At 57.4% G+C, this 21,330-nt stretch carries 22 protein-coding genes; 13 read left to right on the forward strand and 9 right to left on the reverse strand.

Annotated features, from left to right (window positions below; translation table 11 throughout):
• Positions 1 to 30: 30 nt before the first annotated feature.
• The 6 genes from ACYVIS_RS16475 to ACYVIS_RS16500 form a co-directional block, all read right to left on the reverse strand.
• A complete protein-coding gene (locus ACYVIS_RS16475) occupies positions 31 to 345 on the reverse strand; it encodes an EscU/YscU/HrcU family type III secretion system export apparatus switch protein (protein WP_232743638.1) in 315 nt (104 codons plus the stop codon).
• Entirely contained in the window at positions 342 to 1,643 is a 1,302-nt protein-coding gene (gene fliK / locus ACYVIS_RS16480) for a flagellar hook-length control protein FliK (RefSeq protein WP_460874463.1), read from the reverse strand. Before fliK ends, ACYVIS_RS16475 begins: the two co-directional genes overlap by 4 nt.
• On the reverse strand, positions 1,640 to 1,975 hold the full coding sequence (locus ACYVIS_RS16485) for a flagellar protein FliT (protein ID WP_232743636.1): 336 nt from the start codon (positions 1,973 to 1,975) through the stop codon (positions 1,640 to 1,642). The genes fliK and ACYVIS_RS16485 overlap by 4 nt, the downstream gene beginning before the upstream one ends.
• A 77-nt stretch (positions 1,976 to 2,052) precedes the next feature.
• Positions 2,053 to 2,490 (reverse strand): flagellar export chaperone FliS, encoded by a 438-nt coding sequence (fliS, locus tag ACYVIS_RS16490; protein WP_460874464.1) that lies wholly within the window; start codon positions 2,488 to 2,490, stop codon positions 2,053 to 2,055.
• Complete coding sequence (gene fliD, locus ACYVIS_RS16495) at positions 2,487 to 3,869, reverse strand: flagellar filament capping protein FliD (RefSeq protein WP_460874465.1); 1,383 nt, start codon at positions 3,867 to 3,869, stop codon at positions 2,487 to 2,489. The genes fliS and fliD overlap by 4 nt, the downstream gene beginning before the upstream one ends.
• 103 nt (positions 3,870 to 3,972) lie before the next feature.
• On the reverse strand, positions 3,973 to 4,365 hold the full coding sequence (locus ACYVIS_RS16500) for a flagellar protein FlaG (protein WP_460874468.1): 393 nt from the start codon (positions 4,363 to 4,365) through the stop codon (positions 3,973 to 3,975).
• A 279-nt stretch (positions 4,366 to 4,644) separates the two neighbouring features.
• On the opposite strand from ACYVIS_RS16500, the gene ACYVIS_RS16505 reads away from it, so the two are divergent.
• Positions 4,645 to 5,406: an RNA polymerase sigma factor FliA gene (locus tag ACYVIS_RS16505; RefSeq protein WP_460874469.1), complete on the forward strand. Its 762-nt coding sequence runs from the start codon at positions 4,645 to 4,647 to the stop codon at positions 5,404 to 5,406.
• A gap of 78 nt (positions 5,407 to 5,484) precedes the next feature.
• On the opposite strand, the gene ACYVIS_RS16510 is transcribed toward ACYVIS_RS16505, so the two are convergent.
• Positions 5,485 to 5,904 carry a hemerythrin domain-containing protein gene (locus ACYVIS_RS16510; protein WP_460874470.1) on the reverse strand — a complete coding sequence of 140 codons (420 nt, stop codon included), beginning with the start codon at positions 5,902 to 5,904 and terminating at the stop codon, positions 5,485 to 5,487.
• 249 nt (positions 5,905 to 6,153) lie between these two features.
• Between ACYVIS_RS16510 and ACYVIS_RS16515 the strand changes: the two genes are divergently transcribed.
• The 7 genes from ACYVIS_RS16515 to ACYVIS_RS16545 all read left to right on the forward strand — a co-directional run bounded on the left by ACYVIS_RS16515 (position 6,154) and on the right by ACYVIS_RS16545 (position 14,755).
• The gene (locus tag ACYVIS_RS16515) at positions 6,154 to 9,738 is read left to right on the forward strand and encodes an O-linked N-acetylglucosamine transferase family protein (RefSeq protein ID WP_460874471.1); all 3,585 of its coding nucleotides are present in this window, start codon (positions 6,154 to 6,156) and stop codon (positions 9,736 to 9,738) included.
• Positions 9,735 to 10,895 carry a DegT/DnrJ/EryC1/StrS family aminotransferase gene (locus ACYVIS_RS16520; RefSeq protein ID WP_460874472.1) on the forward strand — a complete coding sequence of 387 codons (1,161 nt, stop codon included), beginning with the start codon at positions 9,735 to 9,737 and terminating at the stop codon, positions 10,893 to 10,895. Before ACYVIS_RS16515 ends, ACYVIS_RS16520 begins: the two co-directional genes overlap by 4 nt.
• The gene (locus tag ACYVIS_RS16525) at positions 10,892 to 11,590 is read left to right on the forward strand and encodes a WbqC family protein (RefSeq protein WP_460874473.1); all 699 of its coding nucleotides are present in this window, start codon (positions 10,892 to 10,894) and stop codon (positions 11,588 to 11,590) included. Before ACYVIS_RS16520 ends, ACYVIS_RS16525 begins: the two co-directional genes overlap by 4 nt.
• 20 nt (positions 11,591 to 11,610) lie before the next feature.
• A complete protein-coding gene (locus ACYVIS_RS16530) occupies positions 11,611 to 12,573 on the forward strand; it encodes a glycoside hydrolase family protein (RefSeq protein ID WP_460874474.1) in 963 nt (320 codons plus the stop codon).
• Positions 12,574 to 12,583: 10 nt separating this feature from the next.
• Positions 12,584 to 13,543 carry a hypothetical protein gene (locus ACYVIS_RS16535; protein ID WP_460874475.1) on the forward strand — a complete coding sequence of 320 codons (960 nt, stop codon included), beginning with the start codon at positions 12,584 to 12,586 and terminating at the stop codon, positions 13,541 to 13,543.
• A gap of 80 nt (positions 13,544 to 13,623) precedes the next feature.
• The gene (locus ACYVIS_RS16540; RefSeq protein WP_460874476.1) at positions 13,624 to 14,019 is read left to right on the forward strand and encodes a GNAT family N-acetyltransferase; all 396 of its coding nucleotides are present in this window, start codon (positions 13,624 to 13,626) and stop codon (positions 14,017 to 14,019) included.
• Between the two features lie 76 nt (positions 14,020 to 14,095).
• The gene (locus ACYVIS_RS16545; protein ID WP_460874477.1) at positions 14,096 to 14,755 is read left to right on the forward strand and encodes a class I SAM-dependent methyltransferase; all 660 of its coding nucleotides are present in this window, start codon (positions 14,096 to 14,098) and stop codon (positions 14,753 to 14,755) included.
• A gap of 176 nt (positions 14,756 to 14,931) precedes the next feature.
• On the opposite strand, the gene ACYVIS_RS16550 is transcribed toward ACYVIS_RS16545, so the two are convergent.
• Positions 14,932 to 16,029, reverse strand: a complete 1,098-nt coding sequence (locus ACYVIS_RS16550) for a FliC/FljB family flagellin (RefSeq protein ID WP_460874478.1) — start codon at positions 16,027 to 16,029, stop codon at positions 14,932 to 14,934.
• A gap of 301 nt (positions 16,030 to 16,330) precedes the next feature.
• Positions 16,331 to 17,230: a LysR family transcriptional regulator gene (locus ACYVIS_RS16555; RefSeq protein WP_460874479.1), complete on the reverse strand. Its 900-nt coding sequence runs from the start codon at positions 17,228 to 17,230 to the stop codon at positions 16,331 to 16,333.
• Positions 17,231 to 17,334: 104 nt separating this feature from the next.
• Here ACYVIS_RS16555 and ACYVIS_RS16560 point away from each other — a divergent pair, with 104 nt between their 5' ends.
• The 5 genes from ACYVIS_RS16560 to ACYVIS_RS16580 are packed head-to-tail and all read left to right on the forward strand — an operon-like array spanning position 17,335 to position 21,271.
• Complete coding sequence (locus tag ACYVIS_RS16560; RefSeq protein WP_232743623.1) at positions 17,335 to 18,216, forward strand: amidohydrolase family protein; 882 nt, start codon at positions 17,335 to 17,337, stop codon at positions 18,214 to 18,216.
• 40 nt (positions 18,217 to 18,256) lie between these two features.
• Positions 18,257 to 18,847, forward strand: coding sequence for a DUF4286 family protein (locus ACYVIS_RS16565; protein WP_232743622.1), 591 nt, complete (start codon positions 18,257 to 18,259; stop codon positions 18,845 to 18,847).
• 6 nt (positions 18,848 to 18,853) lie between these two features.
• Complete coding sequence (locus tag ACYVIS_RS16570; RefSeq protein WP_460874480.1) at positions 18,854 to 19,414, forward strand: carboxymuconolactone decarboxylase family protein; 561 nt, start codon at positions 18,854 to 18,856, stop codon at positions 19,412 to 19,414.
• Positions 19,415 to 19,443: 29 nt separating this feature from the next.
• On the forward strand, positions 19,444 to 20,244 hold the full coding sequence (locus tag ACYVIS_RS16575) for an SDR family NAD(P)-dependent oxidoreductase (protein WP_232743620.1): 801 nt from the start codon (positions 19,444 to 19,446) through the stop codon (positions 20,242 to 20,244).
• 52 nt (positions 20,245 to 20,296) lie between these two features.
• Positions 20,297 to 21,271 (forward strand): Bug family tripartite tricarboxylate transporter substrate binding protein, encoded by a 975-nt coding sequence (locus ACYVIS_RS16580; RefSeq protein WP_460874481.1) that lies wholly within the window; start codon positions 20,297 to 20,299, stop codon positions 21,269 to 21,271.
• Positions 21,272 to 21,330 lie beyond the last annotated feature (59 nt).

Below are 21,330 nucleotides of genomic sequence, written 5' to 3' on the forward strand. Positions count from 1 at the left end.
CCGCATGGCCGCGCATTGCCGATTACCCGCTCAGGCTGAGGGTTTTCCTGCTTTGGCTTCGAATGGCGCACCGGTTTTGGACTCCAGCGAGTATAGCCAGGCCAGTAACTCCGCGATCGCCAGGTAGAGTTGCGGCGGAATATGCCGGTCCAGGTCGACTTGCATCAGCAGGCCCACCAGTTCGGGCGATTCATGCACATACAAATTGTGCTCCCGGGCTGTCCGGATAATCGTTTCGGCCAAGGTGCCATAGCCTTTGGCAACGACGCGTGGGGCCGAATCGCTTTTGTCGTATGTGATGGCCACCGCACTGGGCCGGACGAGTGCCTTGGGCGGGCTTTTCATGGGATGATCTCTTCGCTGGCCGCGGACGCCGATTCTGTCTGGGCGATCGACAGACGGCTCAGTTGCAGGCCTCCGCCAAGCAGCCGTGAACGCAGCTCGGCGCTTTGTTCGCTTAGTTGATCGGCGGATTCGGGCGCCACCAGGTGCATCACCAATTGTTGTCCCGCCAGGCTCAGGCGCGCTTCGACATTGCCAAGCCGGGGTAGAGTCAGATTCAGGCGGGTTGCCCAATGATTATCGGCTTCGGGCGTGTCGGGTGAATCTGCCTGGCGCCTGATTTCCCACTGCATCGGGGTATTGGGCCATGCTTCGCCGCGCCATATGAAGGCTTGATTGGCCAGCACTTCCAGTTGCTGGCGCACCAGCAGGTGAGTATCGGGGTGCAGGCCGGCCAATTGAGCGGTTTGAGCACTGGAAGCTGCGCTGGATGTTGTCTGGGCCTGCGCGCCGGCGGCAGACGGGTCGCTGCGCGCAGCCGGGGCCCCGGCAAGGGAAGCGTCGGCATCGCGTGCAGTGGCGCCCGCGGTGGAGGGCTGGTATGCCGAGGTATCTGGCTGCGCATGGCCCGGTGCGGCCCGGGCCAGTTGCGCTTGAGGCTCTGGCAAAAGGGAATCGACGCTGCGTTGGCCAAATGAGAGATCGCTCAGATGCGATTCATAAAACAGGCCGCTGCTTTGCAGTGCCTGCGATAAGGCTTGCACGAATACTCGGGCAGGAATTCCCGCGTTGCCTGCTTCGCCGGCGCCGCGTGTCATGCCCGCGCCGGCAGTGGCGGCTGCGGCAGGTGCGGTGGATGCGGCATTGGCCGGGCTGGCCGAAGCGGTGTCTGCGCGGGTGCCGGGCGGCGGCGCGCCTGCCGTTTGAGAATTCGCGGCAGTCGGCTCAGGATTCGCCAAAGGCGCCTTGCCCATCATGGCCGGGGCCTGTTCCGGGAAGGTGTTGAGCAGGGCGAGTATGGTTCTGGCGGCGTAGCCCAGCGTGGTGGGGGCCGAAGGCGTGCTGTCTGTTGCCGTCGAGCTGTAGGCCAGATTGGAGTCGGGCCGGTTCGCGCCAAGCCGGGATTTGTCCAGGGGGCTTTGTTGCCCGGCTTGGCCTTTGGCCTGGTCCACGGCTTCGCGCGGATGGCGCAGCATTTCGTTTTCAGCGGCTCCCAGCCAGGAAGGATTGTCGGGCTGGGTGACGGCGTCGGGCCGCGCGCCGGACACGATATTGGCTTGCTGCGACAGCGTGGTACCCAGCACAGCATCCAGCCTTTGTACCAGCAGTGTGCCCAAGGCGGATGGGCCGCCTATGCTCATTCTTTATTGGCAGCAGGGGCGCAATAGGCCTGCAGCACGGATTGCTGGCGCCTCATGGTGCCCAATAAGGAGCGCAGGCGCTTCAGTTCGGGGCTGGCCAATTCCCGGATATGGGCGTCGTTGGCCAGAATCTGGTTCAGCAGGTCTCTGCGCGCCATGCGGTCTTCGTTGCTAAGCTCACTTATGTTGCGCAGCGCTTCGACTTCCCGATGGTATTGATCCCCCAGTTCGACGAGTTGGTCCCATTGGTTGGCGTGAGCCGCGATGAACATACTGTTCGAAATGGCGGCGATGATTTGATACTGGCGCAAAACCGAGTTTGTGATGATCATATTTGTCGCTCACCAAAAAATGCCTGCGGGCATTCCGATGATTAGTATATTAATAGTAGGTCTGCGTGAGTGTGGGTTCAAAGGCTTGTTATAACAGGTCTTTTGGTATCTACGGCGGTGCGCCAGGCATCGCCGATATTGCATAGCAACTGCTCGGCCAGGGCCAGATTCTCGGCGTCGGCATTCAAGTTGGCCAACAGGAGCTTGCGCGCGATCAGTTCGTAGGTAGCCACCAGGTTGTTGGCCAGTTCGCCGCCCGCTTCCAGATCGACACTGGCTTTGAGCCCGGATTCGACGATATTTATGGCCTGGGATATCGCTTTGCCGCGGCCTTCGATATTTCCCTGCTGCAGGTACAGGCGGGCCTTGCCGATGGCGGCTTGCGCGCCGTCGAACAGCAGGGTGATAAGGCGTTCCGGGCTGGCGCTGAGCACCTCTGTTTCCAGGCCGATGCTGGCATAGGTTTGCGCCGATCTCATCCGCCCGGCTCCGCGTTGTTGCATGGTATAGGTCATTTTTTAGTGCTGCTCTGAGAAATGCTTAAAGACGACAATTGCTGGGTAAGGTAGCTGCTGACCGAGTTCATCTGCGCCACCATGGTATCCAGATTGGTGAACTGCGTCTGGTAGGTGGCCATGACCGCATCGATGCGGGCCGATGTGTCGTCGTACTGTTTTTGCAGATCGCTGCTGATGCTGTTGGCGCTATCGGTGGCGGTACTTAACAAGCCGTTGGTGCCAAGGATGTTATTCGTTACGGTCGTAAGCGTTTGGGCCACGCCATTGGTGCCGCTCAGAAGGTTCTTTACATCGTCGGGATTGCTGTTGACGGCGGCAGCCAGCTTGGTGCTGTCTATGGCCAGGGTGCCGTCCTTGTTGGTTGAAATACCCAGTTGCGACAATGTACGCACGGTTCCTGTCGAAGACACCACATTCATCACATTGCGAACCTGGTTCTGAATGCTGCGTGCGACGCTGTCGCCAGTCAGTGCGCTGCTGGTTTTCGCGGTGGTGTCGAACGCCGTCAACGATTGGAGCGTGGTTTGCAGGCTGTTATAGGCGGTGACAAAGGCATTGACTGCCGCGCTGACGGCGCTGTTGTCGCTGGTAATGGACAGGTTGGAGGGCGCGGTCGTGGTTGTATTCAGATTGAGCGTAACGCCTTGGATGGCATTCGCGACCTGATTGCTTTGACTGCTGATGGCGATGCCATTGATGCGCAGGCTGGCGTTGGTGGCCGCCGTTGCCGTCAGGGCTGGGCTGGAACCGCCGAAGCCCACTACAGACTGCAGGGCTGTATTGTCGGGGGATACGCTGATGCTGGTCACCGAAGCGGTAGTGCCGGTCTTGGCGGCAGTCAGCAATAAGTGGTACGGAGTGCCCGAACCGTCGTTGATCAGGGTGGCTTGCACGCCCAGGGTCGAGTCGGAGTTGATGGCGCTGACCAGGCCATTGAGCGAGGTGTCTTTGCCTGTCATGTCCAGCACTTTGCTGGTGCCGTCGGCCAGGGTAATGGTTACCTGGCCGCCCGTGCCGTTGGCGGCGGTCTGGCTGGCTTGTCCGGCCCCAATCAGGGTTTGCGCTGTCGCCAGGGTATCGACCTGTATGCTGTATTGCCCGGGAATTGCCTGGCTGGTGGCACTGGCCGTAAAGGCGCTGCTGCTTACGCTGGTTTTAAGCGCGCCGTAAGTATCGTTGCTGGAGAGCGCGGCGATAGTGCCTTGAAGCGTGGTGACGGTGTTTTTAAGCTGTCCGTAGGCTGAAATCCGGCTCTGGACTCCGGATTGTTGAGTTTGGATGGCTACGAGCGCGGTGTTTTCGCTATTGCGTAAGTTGGTAAGCAGGGTATCCAGCGGCAAGCCAGACCCGACGCCGAGGGAAGAAACGTTTGCCATGATAAATCTCCAGGTGGGACTATTGTGCTGTGGTTCGAATGGGTTTAATCCCTGTGTCAGCGGCTATAAGCTGCGCCATTTTGCGCATTTGCCTTCACGGGACTCAGGCCTTGGTATCGATTCCAGTGCCCTGAAATTGGGAAATCATCTTGGCGACACGTATGACGGTCTCGCTGGGCACCGTACGTAATACCGCGCCGGTGGCGTTGTCGATAATTGACACCACAATGCGTTTGGAATCGGGGTCTACGTCGAAGCGCATACCGGTGGACCAGGCTTGCAAGTTGGAATTGACCCGTTTCAGGGCTTTTTCCAGGGGATCCATGGCTTGGCTGCTTGTATCCGGCTGCGGTTTTCCCGCAGTGGCGGTATTGCTATTCAAGGTATCCTGGGCCGCGGTGACCTGCTGGGCGGGGTCGGGTACAGTGGCGGGGCGAACTGCTTCCGCAGGTACCGGGCTGGCCTGGGCCTGAATGGGCGCAAGGGGGCTGATCATGGGACTCGCTCCTGGGATATGTAGCCAAACGGGCGCTGGGCGCAACGTTTTTGCGTTTCGCCCAGCGCATGGGTTTGAGCATGGGTATACATGCTTGCCTGAAGCTTTAACGGCCGCACCGCCAGGAACTTTAGTTTTTCGGGGTTTCATCGCTGCGGCGGGGCCACGCCTATCATGCCTCAATGCCTGGAACAGTCCATGAAATCCCGTCTTGATCGTGGCATGGCCGTGCCGGGTCTGGCGCGAGAATAGCTTGTCTGTATTTTTGTTTGCTCGCGCATGTCCAGCTCGGAAGACCTGTTGGTCGGTCAGTACGCTCCCATGGTTCGCCGCCTGGCATTGCAGCTTGTTGCCAAGCTGCCTGCCAGCGTCGAGCTCGATGATTTAATGCAGGCCGGCATGATCGGCCTGCTGGACGCCGCGCGCCGTTATCAGCAAACTCCTGACGCACAGTTTGAAACCTATGCCGTCACGCGAGTGCGCGGGGCCATGCTGGACGAGTTGCGCAGCCAGGACTGGCTGCCGCGCAGTGTGCGCAGCAAGGCCAAAAGCATCGAGCAGGCAATTCATGCGCTTGAGCAACAGTTGATGCGCCCTCCCACTGAACTGGAAATCGCACAAAAGCTTGACCTGCCCCTGTCCGATTATCACGAACTGCTGGATGATGCGCGTGGAGTGCAGATCGTTCATTATGAAGACCTGTTGCGCCATCAGTCCGATTCGCACGACGCGCTGGACCACACCGTGCTTGATTCGGATCGGCCGGTCGCTCAGGGTAATCCCCTAAATCAATTGTTGTCGCAGGGTTTGCGGCAAGCCCTGGCGGACGCCATTAAAAACCTGCCTGAGCGTGAGCAGTTGTTGCTGTCGCTGCAATTCGAGCAGGACCTCAACCAGAAGGAAATCGGCGCGGTCATGGATGTAAGCGAAGGGCGCGTGTCGCAGATACGTTCGCAAGCCGTTGCACGCATCCGAGCCTCCCTGACTCGGAAAAACTGGCACGAAGCGCCCAGCGAAATGGAATACCAAAGCCTTCTGTAGGGGTGCACTTGTGGCCCCCGAATCCGATGCATGGTCCCGCGCCCGGTTTCCGATTGCATCGCCGCCCGAATTCCCGCTTTACCCTTTCTGCGATCTCTCGATTGCGGGATAGAACTCTGTGTTTTCCTTTTGCATGCGCTCATGTACCCGCCGCAACACCGTATTGGCTTCGGCCCTGAAGCTTTCAGGGTCGTGCGCCACCTGTGTTGGCGTATTCCAGTGTCGTGAGAACGCGATATAGGCCGATGCAATGTCTTTCATTTCTTCCTGATAGCGGCGCCCCATGTCGGCCAGGGCTTTATCTTTGCCGTCTTGCAGAGCCGGGTACAGGAGACGATCTTCCACGGCCAAATGCACCTTGATTACGGTGTTCATGGACACAATCAAGCCAGCAATGTCGCCGGCATGTTCTTTGATGCCGGCGTGAGCGTATTTTCTTAGGGCGGCAATGGCAGTGAGTATTTCAACGTGCTGCAGCTTGAATTTTTCGATTTCCATGATGATTCCTGGCTTGCGTGGTCCCGCTTCCCTTCGTTTATTGGCGCTTTTTCAATTTAACGGCAGAAGTGGCGCGTTCTTTAAAGGATCGGGCAGTGGCAGTGCGTTTCATCCTTTCGAGCGAGCCTGCGCCAGCGCTTAATCCTGTCCAGCTACCTCCAAAATCCGCCATAGTTCGGCGGATTAGCTCGTTGCTGCGCCTGTTACGCTACTGCTCATTATCCGTTTTTATACCTTCAGGAGTCTGGCTTGAATCCGCCCGATACCGTCAATCAGCAAATCGCCGGGCAGAGCGACTGCGCGCCGTACACATCGAATGCCTTTTTTTATTCGTCGCCCGGCCATTTGAGGGCGGCGGCGCATTTATACGGAGTGGAAACGGAGCCGCTGGAAAAGGCCAGGGTGCTGGAGTTGGGCTGTGGGTCGGGTGGAAACCTGTTGCCGTTTGTACTGGCATATTCCGGCGCGCAGGCCGTGGGCGTTGACTTATCGCCGGCGCAGATCCAGCAAGGCAGGAAGGTTGTGCAGGATTTGGGCGTTGAAAACCTGCAACTGCACGCCATGAGCTTGGCAGGCATCGACAAAAGCTTTGGCGAGTTCGATTACATCATCGTGCATAGCGTGTTCAGCTGGGTGCCGCTTGAGGTGCGCCAGGCAATCTTGCGCATCTGCAGTGAAAACCTGTCGCCCAAAGGCATAGCCTATATCAGTTACCACACGTATCCTGGCTGGAAGGCCGGCGAGACAGTGCGCGACGCCATGTTGCTGCACAGCCACTCGGCCACTGACGATGAAGAAAAGCTGGCCAGCGCCAGAACCATGCTGACCTTGCTGTCGGATGGGGTGGCGGTACACAATCCGCAGGCGGCTGAGCTCAAGTCGGCGGTGGAGCAGTTGCACAGGTACGCGGACTACTACAGCACGGCGCAAGAGTATCTGGAAGCGTTTAGTTCCCCTAGCTATTTTCTTGATTTCGCCGGCCTGGCTCAGGAGGCCGGCCTGGCGTACGTGGGCGATGCCGAACCCCAGGAGGAGCTTTCAGCAAGCTATGGGGTGAATGTACAGCTTAACCACAGCCTGATTGCCTTTGGGCAGCCCAAGGTTATGCGGCAGCAGTACCTGGATTTTGCGGTTGGCCGCCAGTTGCGTAAAAGTCTGCTCGTGCGACAAGAGCGGGCTGAGGGGATCCGCATAGGTCCGGATCTTGCGCGCTTCGCCGATCTGCGCTGGGCCGGTGGGTTCCGGCGAGCAAATCCGGAACCCGGCGTGTCGGTGAAAGGAACAATCTATATCACCCACACCGGTAGGAAAATCATGGTGGGGGAACCACTTGAGATTTCCATCGTCGAGGCTTTGAGTTATGCCTGGCCCGCCTCGCTAAGCTTTCAAAGCCTGGTTCTCAACACCGCGGATGTGACCTCTTTGCCCGGTGAGGAACACGATCATTCGAAAGCGGTGCAGCGAACGCTGGAAGTCTTGTTCAAGGCAGGCCTGTTGCGTTATAGCTTCGGGCCCAGTCCCTACGACACGGTAGCGCCAGGCAATTTGCACCTGGTGCCTGGGCTGGCGAGCTTGTCGCAGCCGGGCAAAGAAGCCGCGTATGGCGTGGCCAGATTCAATCTCTGGCATGACGGCGTGGATTTTAAGCTGAATGACATAGAGACCGCTCTGCTGCCGGCTTTCAATGGTCAAAACAATTTCCCGCAGATCGTCGCCTTGCTGCGCAAGATCTTGCAAGCTGATGGCATGCCGACGCAAGACACGGAAAAGAATGCGGTCGATGCCAAAGCACGGCTTATGGCGACGCGTTTGGTGGATGTCTTGAAGCGGCAGGGCGCGCTTATGGGCGCAAGCGCTGCCTGGGTGGATTATTTCACGATGGCGCTGGAGGTGAATGCGGGGCAGGGATATAACGGCCTTGGCTATCTGGATCCGCTGATTCTATATGCCAGTCCACTTAAGCAAGGGGGGCTGAGTTCCGACAAATCCGGATTGTCGACCCAAATCCAGAAAGCGTCCGGGCGACGCGCCTTGCCGGCGGGGCAAAGCCCTGCCCAGGAAACCATACAACGCATTTCGCGTTTACAGCAGCAGGAGCTATTCCCGGAAGCGGAGTCCTTGGCACGGCAACTTACTGTCCAGTTTCCGCGGCATATGTTTGGCTGGCATGCGTTGAGCCAGGTGCTGAGCCAAACGGGACGGACCCAGGAGGGCCTGGAGCCCTTATTCAAGGCGATCGCCTTGCAGCCCATGGAGGCTGGCCTGTATTCGGATTTGTGCGCGGCTCTTCTTTCTTTGAAATTGGTGGTGGAAGCCGAGATAAGCGCCCGTAGGGCCCTGAGGCTGGACCCTCATGATGCGTCGGTATGGAACCATTTGGGCAATATTTTCCGCCAACAGAAGAGAATATCGGAGGCCGAGGCCTGCTATCGCCGTGCAATCAGGGAAAAGCCCGACTATTGGGCGGTATATAGCAATCTGGGCAATGCATGCGCCGAGCAGCTTCGCGTCGATGAGGCCATGATGTTGTATAGAAAGGTACTTGACGCCCAGCCTGATAATTTTCGGGTGTTCAGCAATTGGCTGTTCATCATGACGCACGACGAGTCAGCCGGCCCTATTGAGCTGTTCAAGGCGCATCGGTCTTTCGCGCTCAAGGCGGAAGAAAAAGCGGGCGCTGCGCCCATCACCATGCATGCCAATTCTCGCGATCCTGGGCGGCTGCTGCGTGTGGGCTTTGTCTCGGGCGACCTTCGAGCCCATGCTGTCGCGCACTTTCTGGAGCCGGTGTGGCGGTCTCTCGACAAGAAGCTATTTGAAATATATGCATACAGCACTTGCAGTGACCTGGAAGACGATACCAGCCTGAATTTGCGCCGCTATGCGAAAGAATGGACCCTGGCTGCCGGTTTGAGCGATGCCGCACTTGCACAGCAGATTCGGCGTGATGGCATCGATATTCTGTTCGACCTGTCGGGTCATACCGGCTACAACCGTTTGCCCATGTTCACGCTAAAGCCCGCGCCTGTTCAGGCCAGCTGGATTGGGTATCCCGCCACGACAGGCCTGGACGCCATGGATTATTACCTGGTGGACAAGCATTTTGCGCCCCCTGGCATGCTGGATGATCAGTTCACTGAAAAACTGGTGCGCCTGCCGCTGGCGGTTGCCTTCGAGCCGGTGGCCGGTAGCCCCGATGTCAATGAACTGCCCGTCTTGGGCGCGGGGAGATTCACATTTGGAAGCTTTAATCGCCTAAGCAAGGTCAGCGAGGGCGTGTTTGCGCTATGGGCCCGCGTGCTGGATGCGGTTCCCGGCTCGCAACTGCTATTGGGCAATATGCAGGGTGAAAGCATGTGCCGAGACATTGCGGCGCGCTTTGAAAAACATGGAATCGGCGCGGAACGCTTGGTATTCCGCGATCGAACTTCGATCCAGGAATACCTGCGTTTGCATCACGAGGTGGATCTGCTGCTGGACACGTTTCCTTATACAGGCGGAACGACGACCTATCATGGTTTGTGGATGGGTATTCCCACGCTGACTCTGGCCGGGCAAACCTTGCCCGGGCGCCAAGGGGTTGCCTTGATGAGTCAGTTTGGTTTGAACGATTTCGTTGCCGGGACTCAGGACGAATACGTGGACAAGGCGCTTGCCTGGAGCATGAAACGGCCTGAGCTTGCCGCACTTAGAACCGATATCCGGGGGCGGATTGAGCGCTCATCGTCAAGTGCCAAGGGGCTTGTAACGCAAGGATTGGAAGCCGCATTACGGCAGATGTGGCAATGCTGGTGCGATGGCAGGCCGCCTGAAAGTTTCGAGGTGCAAGAATGAGCCGCGACGATATTGCCAACATCTATGTAACGCAGCCTTATCTTCCGCCTTTGAAGGAATTCATTCCTTATCTGGAGAAAATCTGGGAAAGCAAAATACTGACCAATGGCGGCCCGTTTCACCAGCAATTGGAACGTGCGCTTTGCGAATACCTGGGTGTCGAGCACATTGCGTTGTTCACCAACGGCACCCTTGCGCTGGTCACCGCGCTGCAGGCCTTGCGCATCACGGGCGAGGTCATTACGACCCCTTATTCGTTTGTGGCGACCTCGCACTCCCTGTTATGGAATGGCATCAAACCGGTGTTTGTCGATATCGACCCGAAGACACTCAACCTCGATCCCGAAAAAATCGAAGCAGCGATAACGCCCCAGACCATGGCAATCATGCCTGTGCACTGCTATGGGCATCCCTGCGATGTGGACGCCATCCAGAAGATTGCCGATAACTACAATCTCAAGGTGATTTACGATGCGGCTCATGCCTTTGGCGTGCAGGACGGCGGAGGCAGCCTGCTCAGACATGGTGATTTATCGGTATTGAGTTTTCACGCGACCAAGGTGTTCAATACCTTTGAGGGAGGGGCAATCATTTGCCCCGACGCCAAGACCAAAATCCGTATCGACCAATTGAAGAATTTTGGCCATGTGGGCGAGGTTACCGTGGTGGCACCGGGAATCAACGGGAAAATGAGCGAATTCAATGCCGCTTTGGGGCTGCTGCAATTGAAGTACATCGATCAGGCGCTTGCCCGGCGTAAAGAAATCGACGCGGCCTATCGGGCCCTTCTGCAAGGGATAGAAGGTATTGAATGCCTGCCGGATGCCGGCGAGAAAGCCGCCAACTATGCTTATTTCCCAATTCTGGTGGATGCGGCCTACCCGATTGGCCGCGACGAACTGTACCAGACTCTGAAAGGCCATGGCATTCATCCACGCCGCTATTTCTATCCCCTGATTTCGGATTTTCCCATGTATCGGGGGCTGCCGTCGGCGCGCCGGGACGGCCTTCCGATGGCCGCTGCCGCGGCCCAAAAAGTATTATGCCTGCCGATTTATCCTGCGCTGCAGAACGGGCAAATTGAAGCCATTGCCCAACTGATCAGAGCGCCGCAAGGGTATTCCGCCGCAGTGATTGCCAGTAGGGCCGCGGCGTGAAGCTTGCCATCATGCAGCCGTATTTTCTTCCCTATATCGGCTATTTTCAGCTGATTGCCGCGGTCGATCTGTTCATCGTGTACGACAACATCAAATATACGAAAAAGGGCTGGATCAATCGCAATCGCATGTTGCAAAACGGCAAAGAGGCATTGTTTTCACTGCCGCTCAAGAGCGGCTCGGATTATCTGGATGTGCGCGACAGGGAGTTGTCGGCGGATTTCAACCGCGAAAAGCTGCTTAAACAGATTGCCGAAGCATATCGGCGCGCACCTTGCTTTTCACAGGCCTTTCCATTGATCGAACGCATCGTGAGGCATGAGGACAATAATTTATTCAAGTTCATTCATCATTCGATCACAAGGGTTTGCGACTATCTGGGAATCGCGACAACGATCAAGGTATCGTCCGAGATGGCCATCGACCATGGCCTGAAAAGCCAGGACAAGGTATTTGCCTTGTGCGCAGCGGCCGGTGCCGATTCCTACACGAATGCGATTGGCGGTGTGGATCTTTATTCGAAGGATGCGTTTCGGGCCCGGGGCTTCGAGCTGAATTTCATCAGGTCGAAGCCGTTTGATTATTCCCAATATGACAACGAATTTATTCCCTGGCTTTCCATTATGGATGTCATGATGTTCAACCGAGCCGAGGCTGTTCGTGAGTGCATCGAATCGAACTATGAGCTGATCTGAATAGATAGGGATACAGGCATATGTTCACATGGAAGAAATTAGGCAAGGTGTTCGCCCCGGAGCAGGTCGAAGGCCGCGGTTGGCTCAAGGAATTCGCACAAGCGCCTGCGACACTGTTATTCGACGACTGCGTGCGTGTCTATTTTTCGTGCCGGCCACCGGCCGACGCAAATGGCCAGTATGTAAGTTACTCCGCTTATGTCGATCTGGATCGTACTGATCTCTTTAAAGTGCTGCGCATCAGTGAGCAGCCTATATTGAGCCTGGGTGGCCTGGGCGAGTTCGACGAGTTCGGCACCTACCCTGTCTCCGTTATACGGGATGGAGAAGATGTCCGGGCCTATTATGCCGGCTGGACGCGTTGCGAGTCCGTTCCATTCAATGTTGCCATAGGGTGCGCAATCAGCAAAGACGGCGGCAAAACATTCAAAAAACTCGGCAACGGGCCGGTGCTTGGCTATTCGCTTGACGAGCCGTTCGTCCTGAGCGGGCCGAAAATACGTCGATTCAATGATCTCTGGTACCTATGGTATATCGCCGGGCGCAAGTGGAAGTGGGTCGACGGCCGAGCCGAGCCTGTTTACAAGATACGCATGGCGACTTCTCGCGATGGAATCCATTGGGCTAAATTGAACAAGGATCTCATCGACAGCCGCATCGAGGAAGACGAGGCGCAAGCCAGCCCGGATGTGTTCTACGCCAAGGGTAAATATCACATGTTCTTCAGCTACCGCTACAGCAGCCATTATCGAAGCAAGGAGAATGGCTATCGGATTGGTTATGCCTCCAGCCTGAATCTGATCGATTGGGTGCGGGACGATGCGAAGGCTGGTATCGGCATATCGGAGCATGGCTGGGATGCGCAGATGATCAGCTATCCCCATGTGTTCGAACTCGATGGCGCAATCTACATGGCTTATCTTGGCGACCAGGTGGGCAGATACGGCTTTGGCCTGGCCGTGCTGGATGGAACATTCGAATAAGGTGGCGGCGATGAAGTGGAAAAAACTGGGGCAGATATTCGATCCGACGCAATATGCTTTGCCCAACGGTTGCGCACAGTTTGCTCAGTCTCCGCAGGCGCTGGTGTTTGGTGAGTTCGTCAGAATCTATTTTTCCACCCGCGCGGTGGATCGGAACAATGGCAAATACCTGAGCCATATTGCCTATGTCGACATGCGCAAGAATTTGCGCGATGTCATTCGCGTGTCGGACAAGACAGTCATTCCTTTGGGCGGGCTCGGCTGTTTCGACGAGCATGGTATTTTCCCGATGAATGTGCTGCGCCACGACAACGTCGTCTATGGCTACACTTGCGGCTGGAACAGGCGGATTTCCGTCTCGGTCGATACCGCCATAGGCTTGGCCGTCAGCCATGACGAGGGACTTACCTTTGAGCGCATTGGCCAGGGGCCGGTTCTTGCCGCATCGATACACGAGCCCTGCCTGGTTGGCGACGGTTTTGTCAGGATCTTCGGCAATACGTTTCACATGTGGTACATCTTTGGCACGGGCTGGAAAAAGTATGCGCCCGATGCTCCGCCCGATCGCACGTACAAGATCGGGCATGCAGTTTCGGATGATGGCGTCAACTGGAGCAAAGAAGAAGCCCGGCAGATTATCGGCGATCGCCTGGGCCCGGATGAGAGCCAGGCTTTACCGACCGTGATAGAGATCGCCGGCCGCTATCATTTGTTCTTTTGCTATCGCCAGTCTTTCGACTTTAGAAACAACAAGGGTCGAGGCTATCGGATTGGCCATGCCTATTCGGACGACCTGGACAGCTGGACGCGCGACGATGAAAACCCCTTGCTCGATATCTCTCCCGGAGCGTGGGATAGCGACATGCAATGTTACCCGCATGTGTTCGAATGCGAGGGCCTGGTGTATCTGCTTTATAACGGCAATGAATTCGGCCGTTATGGTTTTGGGCTGGCGGTGCTGGAACCATGAACGAGTCTGTCTCGTTTCGCCTGAATAGAGCTTCCGAACGGGAACTTGCCGATCATTTGCGATATTGCGATACGAATTTTATGCCGCCTTTGAGCGGACGGGTAGAGATAGAGAACTATGCACGGAAGATCGCTGCCAACGCGATACGCTTTGAAGCATGGAAAGATGACGCGCTGCTTGGATTGCTGGCTGTGTATTGCAACGAATTCAAGTGCCGCACCGCCTACATCACGAGCGTCAGTGTATTGCCGGCGTGGGGTGGCCGTGGCATTGCCTCTCTTTTAGTGAGCCAGTGCATCGAGCATGTCACGGGCCTGGCGGCAGGCCGGATCGAACTCGATGTGCATTCTGAAAACACAAAGGCCATCAGGCTGTACGAAAAACATGGTTTCCTGGAAAAGAGCCTGCATGGCAAGACGATCACAATGTGCCTGAATCTTGTAAGGGATACGGAAAAGAATGAAACAGCAGCGTAACTACAATACGGAAATAAACGACACTGATACTCATCAGTATGCATATAGCTTTGATTTTGACGTTATGCATCCCTATATGATCAGGTCGTTTGAACCCTTTTTCAGAAAGGGCAGTCTGCTCGAATTGGGGAGTTTCAAGGGCGACTTCACCAAACGGCTTCTTGCCTATTCTGAAGACGTAACCTGCGTAGAGGCATCGGACCTTGCGATTGAAGAGGCAAAGCGGGTGTTGGGCAATCAAGTCGATTTTGTGAATTCCACGTTTGAGACAGCGGTTTTGCCCAAACGCTACGAAAACATCGTATTGACGCATGTACTGGAGCATCTGGATGATCCCGTACTGGTGCTGAAGCGAATCAATGACGAATGGCTGGCCGAAGGCGGCCGCTTTTTCCTGGTTTGCCCGAATGCCAATGCGCCATCTAGGCAGATTGCTGTCAAGATGGGCCTGATCACGCATAATGCGGCTGTTACGCCGGCCGAGGCCGAACATGGGCATCGATACACGTATTCCCTGGATACGCTGGAGCGGGATGCGGTGAAGGCCGGCCTGAAGGTGGTGCATCGTTCAGGGATATTTTTCAAGGCATTGGCGAACTTTCAATGGGATCGTTTGCTGCGCACGGATATTATTTCCAAAGAATACCTGGACGGGTGCTTCCAGTTGGGGCAGCAGTATCCCGATCTATGCTCCAGCATATTTCTGATGTGCGAGCGGGGGCCCACGCCGCAATGATTTTTTAGCGGTTCGTTATTCATTTTTCCGCGGGCTTGCCAGAGCCGATCGCATACACGAAAGCCAGCCCTGGGGCTGGCTTTCTCCGCCTTGATGAACGGGTTCATCGCAGCGGGGCGCTGTGCGGAAACCGGAGGTGAATCCGGCTTCGTTACCGGGCTTGAACGACTGCCGGATTATTTCAGCAGGGACAGCACGGACTGCGGAACCTGATTGGCTTGAGCCAGAACCGATGTACCGGCTTGTTGCAGGATCTGGGCACGGGTCATGTTAGACACTTCGACCGCGTAGTCGGCATCTTGAATGCGTGAACGGGCCGATGACAGATTGGTTACTGTGTTGTTAAGGTTGGCGATCGATGATTCGAAACGATTCTGGACCGCACCCAGCTGGCCGCGCATGGCATCGATTTGAGCCAATGCCGTGTCGAGCGCTTTCAATGGGCTGCTGGTGGCGGCGCCGCTCGGTGTGTATTCCGGGGCGGTCGCCAACGTGGCGGCGTTGGTGATGGCGGCATTGGTGAATGTCACGGATCCCGATGCGTTAACCGTGCCTTCGTACTGGGCGCCATTGGACAGGCGGATCACGTAATCGGTATAAGTGCCGCTTGCGTTTGCGGTGCCCACGCCATGAACCGTGAAGCCGCCGGTGCCGGCAATCGCATCCACTGCGCTTGTATCCAGGGTCTTGATAGTGGTCGTGCCTGATACCGAGGTATCGGTCAGTTGCGTAATGGGGCCGGTCACGCCTGAAACGCTGAAGGACTTCAGGTTCAGTGCGGACGTATCGATTTTCTGCAGATTGATGGAGATGGTTTCGCCATCGTTTGTGCCGACCTGGATTTTCAGGTTGGAATTGCTTGCCAGAACCTTGACGCCATTGAACTGGGTTTGTGCCGACACGCGATCGATTTCGCTCAGGCGCTGGTCGATTTCATCCTGGATCGATTTCAGATCGGACGCCGAGTTCGAACCGTTGGCGGCTTGCACCGTCAGTTCGCGCACGCGCTGCAGGTTGTTGTTCATTTCGTTCAGCGCGCCTTCGGTCGTTTGAGCGATCGAAATGCCGTCGTTGGCATTGCGCGTTGCTTGCGTCAAGCCGTTGATGTTGGCGGTGAAGCGGTTGGCGATGGCCTGGCCGGCGGCATCGTCTTTGGCGCTGTTGATGCGCAGGCCCGACGACAGGCGCTCGATGGCGCTGCCTAGGGCTGATTGTGATTTCTGCAAGTTGCCTTGGGCAATCAGGGAAAGCGTGTTGGTATTGATAACTGACATGAGAACTCCTGAGAGGAATAAATACGGCGAATCTGGTGCTCCGCCTGGTTGCCAAGAAGAAAGAAGCCTGTTTTGAGCACAAGGGCCTTAGTCCCGTACTTAAACCAAGCCCGCTTCTTCCTGTTCACAGACATTAACGGCGTGGGGAAGGGGAACTTTAGGGTAGGGTAGCGGTTTGTGTGGGCTGGGGCGGGTGTCTATCTATAAGACGCCGCAGGGGGGCGTGCCGGTCCTGACCCCAAGCCCCGATAGACGGCATCTTTAAATACCTAAACGTCGCATGCCGTAAACACCTATCGTCTTAAACCATATGCTTGCCCATATCGATGCTGCGCAAGATATTGGCGGTTGTCTCGGACAGTTCGGGGTTGGGGCTGTTGATAGGCATGGCCAGGACCAGGTTGTTCATGATGACCGGGTCTTTGATGGCTGAAAATGTCAATTCCCGGTGGCGCGCGGTGTCGTGGATGGCCGAGCGCGGAATAATCGTGAATACCTGATCGTAGGATATGGTTTCCACCGCGGTCTGCACGACGTCGACTTCGGCCACGATATTCAGGCTGACCTCGAAATCGTTGCAGATATTTTCCACCAGGGTGCGTATGGAGTTCGGCATGCTGGGCAAGACCAGGGGGTACTGGCCCAGTTGAACGGCTTTGATCAGGCGGGGCGGCCTGGGCTGGCAGGTTTTTGCGTAGGCCAGCACCATGTCTTCGCGATATATGGTTTCGTAGGCCAGCATGGCGGCGGGGGAAGGGTCGTACAGCAGCGCGAGATCGATGCGGTTCTTGATCAGCCAGCCGCGCATGTCCGAACTCAGCCCCTCGGCAATGCTGATGGAGGAGTTCGGCGCCTGCGCCCTGAATTCCTGGACGATCAGCGGGGTCAGGCGCCGGGCAACGCGGGGCGGCAGGCCCAGCCTGACTTTGCCCTGGGCGGATGAGCGAAAGGTTTGCAGATCCTGCTTTGCGTGGCCGGCCAGCTTGTGCAGTGCCCTGGCATGATTCAAAAACCGCAGGCCGGCTTCGGTGGGTTCCACGCCACGGCCGGTTCGGCGCAACAGGTGCTGTCGCAGTTCAGCTTCCAGCAACTGGATCTGCCGGCTGATCGAGGGCTGGGAGACATCCAGGATTTCAACGGCGCGGGAAAAGCTGCGCTGCTCGCACACGACGATGAAATAGTTGATTTGTTTCAAGTCCATAGCGGCATGATATACGTTTTTTGTATATCAGAAGTCACATATCGGCCATTGCTGCCCTGAGTTGGTCTGACGCATCATGGCGTTGATTCACTGATGAGAAAGCCATGTTCGATTACGCTCCGCCACTGGAACAGATTGCACCGGTCCGGCACCGATTTCCGGCCCATGCCTGCGACAGTCATTGCCATATATTCGGGCCGTCCGCTGTATTTCCATTTGCCGAAAAACGGCCTTATACCCCGCCGGATGCGCCTTTTGAAAAATTGCAGGCCATGCACGACAAGCTGGGCATCAGCCGTACCGTGCTGGTTCAGGCGGCGTGCCATGGCTACGATATGTCGGCGGTGCTCGATGCCATCGCCCGCAGCCGCGGCCAGTGCCGCGGCGTGGCGCTGCTGGCGCCCGATGTCAGCGCCGGCGAGATAAAAAGGTTGCACGAAGGCGGCATACGCGGTGCGCGCTTCCATTTCATGTCCCATCTGGCGGGCTCTACCCGGGAAGAGGTCGAACATATCGCCGGCTTGATTGCCCCGCATGGCTGGCATATTTGCGTACATGGCGATGAAGCCTCGGTGATCTCGGTATTGCCCTGGTTCACCAGCCTTAATGTTCCTTTCGTGATCGACCATATGGCCAGGGTCTCCGCGGACAAGGGCGTGGAGAATCCCAATTTCCAGGCCTTGCTGGATCTGAAGAGCCATCCCGGCGCGTGGGTGAAGATTTCCGGCATCGACCGGGTGTCCAGCAGCGGCAAACGGCCTTTTGCCGACGGCAGGCCGCTGATGCGCGCACTGATCGAGCATATGCCCAATCGCCTGTTGTGGGGCACCGATTGGCCGCATCCCCGGGTGCAGGGCGATATGCCCGACGACGGCGATTCGGCCAATACTCTGCTCGATTTGTGTCCGGACCCGGCGGTGCTGGAGCAGATATTGGTCGCCAATCCCCAGGTTTTGTACGGATTTGACGAAGAGGTTCAGGCATGACCCTATTGAATGCTTATATGGAACAGGTGCGCGTGGCAATATGAAAAATGGTTTGATCAAGTTTCCAGGCTTGCGGCTGAGCGCCGCCGAAGTTCGGCACGCCCTGACAGCCGTGTCGTCTGCCGAAGTGCTGTCCTCGCTCGACGTGCAGTGTGCCATCGAGCAGGCCGAGACCTATGTGTACCTGAAGCTGGCCGCCGCCGACACTGATGGCCAGTGCCAAAAGCTGCAGGCGGCATGCATGGGGCTGTGCCCTGGCGCCGCGGTCATTGCCCTGGAATGTACGCTGGATTTGCCTGGACATTCCTTTGGCAAGAAAGCCGCCTGGCACTATGTGGTGGAAACGGATGTGCGGCCCGAGGCCGAGGGCGATTTCAATGCGTGGTACCAGACTGAACACATGCCCGGCCTGGCGGCCGTGCCTGGAACGGTCCAGGCCTGGCGCTATACCGACGGCAGCGGGTCTCCCAGGTATTACGCCGCCTACGATCTGGAGACCCTGGAGACTTTCGGTTCGGAGCCCTGGGTGGCCGTGCGCGCGACCGACTGGAGCAGCCGGGTGCGGCCCAATTTCTTCAATACCAAAAGAACCATGTTCAAAAAAGACGGCGTCTCGCCGGGCCGGGGGTAGATCGCAATGCCCAGACTTTTGCCACCCGACCCCGAACGGATGAACGAGCACCAGCGGCGCGTCTACCAGGCGATCCAGTCGGGGCCCCGGGGGCGCGTGCGCGGACCCCTGGCCATATGGCTGCATCGTCCCGGACTGGCGGAACCCGCCCAGGCGCTGGGCCAGTACTGCCGCTACGACTCGAGCCTGCCGCCGCGCCTGTCCGAGCTGGCCATATTGACCATCGCCGCCTTGTGGCGTTCTGAATTCGAATGGTGGGCGCACAAACCCATTGCCATCGAAGCCGGCATATCGAGCGACATCGCCGAGGGCATACGCACGGGCTGTCCCCTCGAATTCCGGCAACAGGACGAACAGGTCGTTTACGAGTTCGTTAAAACCCTGGTCGAAACACGCCACATACCCGGGCTGCAATATCGGCGCGCAATCGAGGTGTTGGGCCAGGATCATGTGGTGGATCTGGTCGGTTTGGCGGGGTACTACACGCTGATCTCCATGACCTTGAATGTCTTCGAGGTCGCGCCTGCGGATGCCGCGGCGCCGAGCGCATTTGGCGCCGCCGGCTGAAATTCTCATTCAATGCACAGGAGGTCTTCGTGGCAGGACGTTTGCACAACAAGGTAGCCATTGTGACGGGCGCGGGCAGCGTAGGCCCCGGCTGGGGCAATGGCCGGGCGATTGCCTTTCGCTTTGCCGAAGAGGGCGCGCAGGTTTTTGCCGTCGATCTGAATGCCGGGGCGTTGCTTGAAACTGTCGCCCGGGTCCGGGAGATTGGCGGCGATATCACGACGCATATTGCGGATGTCACCTCGAGCGCCTCGGTCCGGGACATGGTCCAGGCCTGCGTCCAGGCTTATGGGCGGGTCGATGTCCTGGTCAATAACGTGGGCGGCTCCCGCAAGGGCGGTCCGGTCAATTTGTCGGAAGACGATTGGGACGCGCAGATCGACTACAACCTGAAAAGTGTGTTCCTGACGTGCAAGCATGTGTTGCCGCTGATGGAGCAGCACGGCGGCGGGGCGGTCGTCAATATCGCGTCGACCTCGGGCATACGCTGGACCGGGTCGGCCCAGGTGGGCTACGCCAGCGCCAAGGCGGGGGTAATCCAGTTTTCGCGTGTCGTCGCCATTGAGTATGCGGCAAAGAACATACGCTGCAATACGGTGATTCCCGGCCAGATGCACACGCCCATGGTCGAAGCCAGGCTGGCCGGCCAGAGGGCCGGGGGCGACGTGGAGCAATTGCTTGCACAGCGTCAGTCCCGGATTCCTTTGCCGTTCATGGGCGACGGCCGGGATACGGCCAACGCGGCTTTGTTCCTGGCTTCCGAAGAAGCTCGGTTTGTGACCGGAACCGAATTGCTGGTCGATGGCGGCATGAGCGCACGTTGCGGTTGATTTTTACATTCACACAGCCCCAAGGGTGATCAAGGGGCGCAAGGGAGACACTATGTTTACTGGAAAAATTTCATTCATATCCAAACTGGGGCTGGGCGCGGCATTGGCCTTGGCGGCACTGAGCACCTATGCGGCCCCGCCGACCACGGTCGTGGTGGCTTTCCCGCCCGGCGGGCCGGCCGATACCTTGGCCCGCGTGGTGGCCAAGCAATTGGAAAGCTCTCTGGGATCTTCGGTTATCGTTGAAAACAAGCCCGGCGGCAACGGGGCGATTGCCGCGAATTTTGTGAAACGCGCCGCGCCCGACGGGCATACGCTGTTCCTCAGTTCAGCGGGCGCCATTTCCATCAACCCCACGCTTTATCCGCATCTGACCTATAACCCTGAAAAAGACTTTGCGCCGATTTCCACGCTGGTGTCCACGCCGGAGGTCCTGGTGGTGCCGGCCACCAGCAAGGTGAAGTCGGTCAAGGAATTCCTCGATCTGGCCAAAAGCAAGAAGGAAGGGGTGACCTTGTCCTCCTCGGGGATCGGCAGCATGCCGCATATGGCCATTTCACTGCTGCGCATTGCCACCAAGGCTAATATTTTGCATGTGCCCTACAAGGGGGCGGCGCCGGCCATACGCGATACGGTGGCGGGGCAGGTAGGCGGGTTTTTCGGCGACATTTCCGGCCTGCTCCCTTTTATCCAGGATCACAAACTGACCGCGATCGGCATCGCCGATTCCAAGCGTTCGCCCAAGCTGCCGGACGTTCCTACGTTTGACGAATTGGGTTTCAAGAATGTGTATGCCAGCAACTGGTACGGTATTTTTGCGCCTGCGGGAACTCCCAAGCAGACTATCGATGCGCTGAACAAGGCCATGCAAGTGGCCATGGCGTCGGAGGATGCCAGGAAGTACGCAGAGACTTCAGGCGTGGAAGCCTCGGTTATTTCGCCCGATGCATTTGCCAAACTGATCCAGCAGGACACCAAGAAATGGGGGGCCTTGATCAAGGCCGAGCACATTACGGTCAATGAGTAGTCGTATGCCTAGGGGAGCGGGCGATCCAATGCGTTGCCGCGAGCCCCTAAATAGGCACC

It is taken from the genome of Paralcaligenes ginsengisoli (assembly GCF_054781135.1).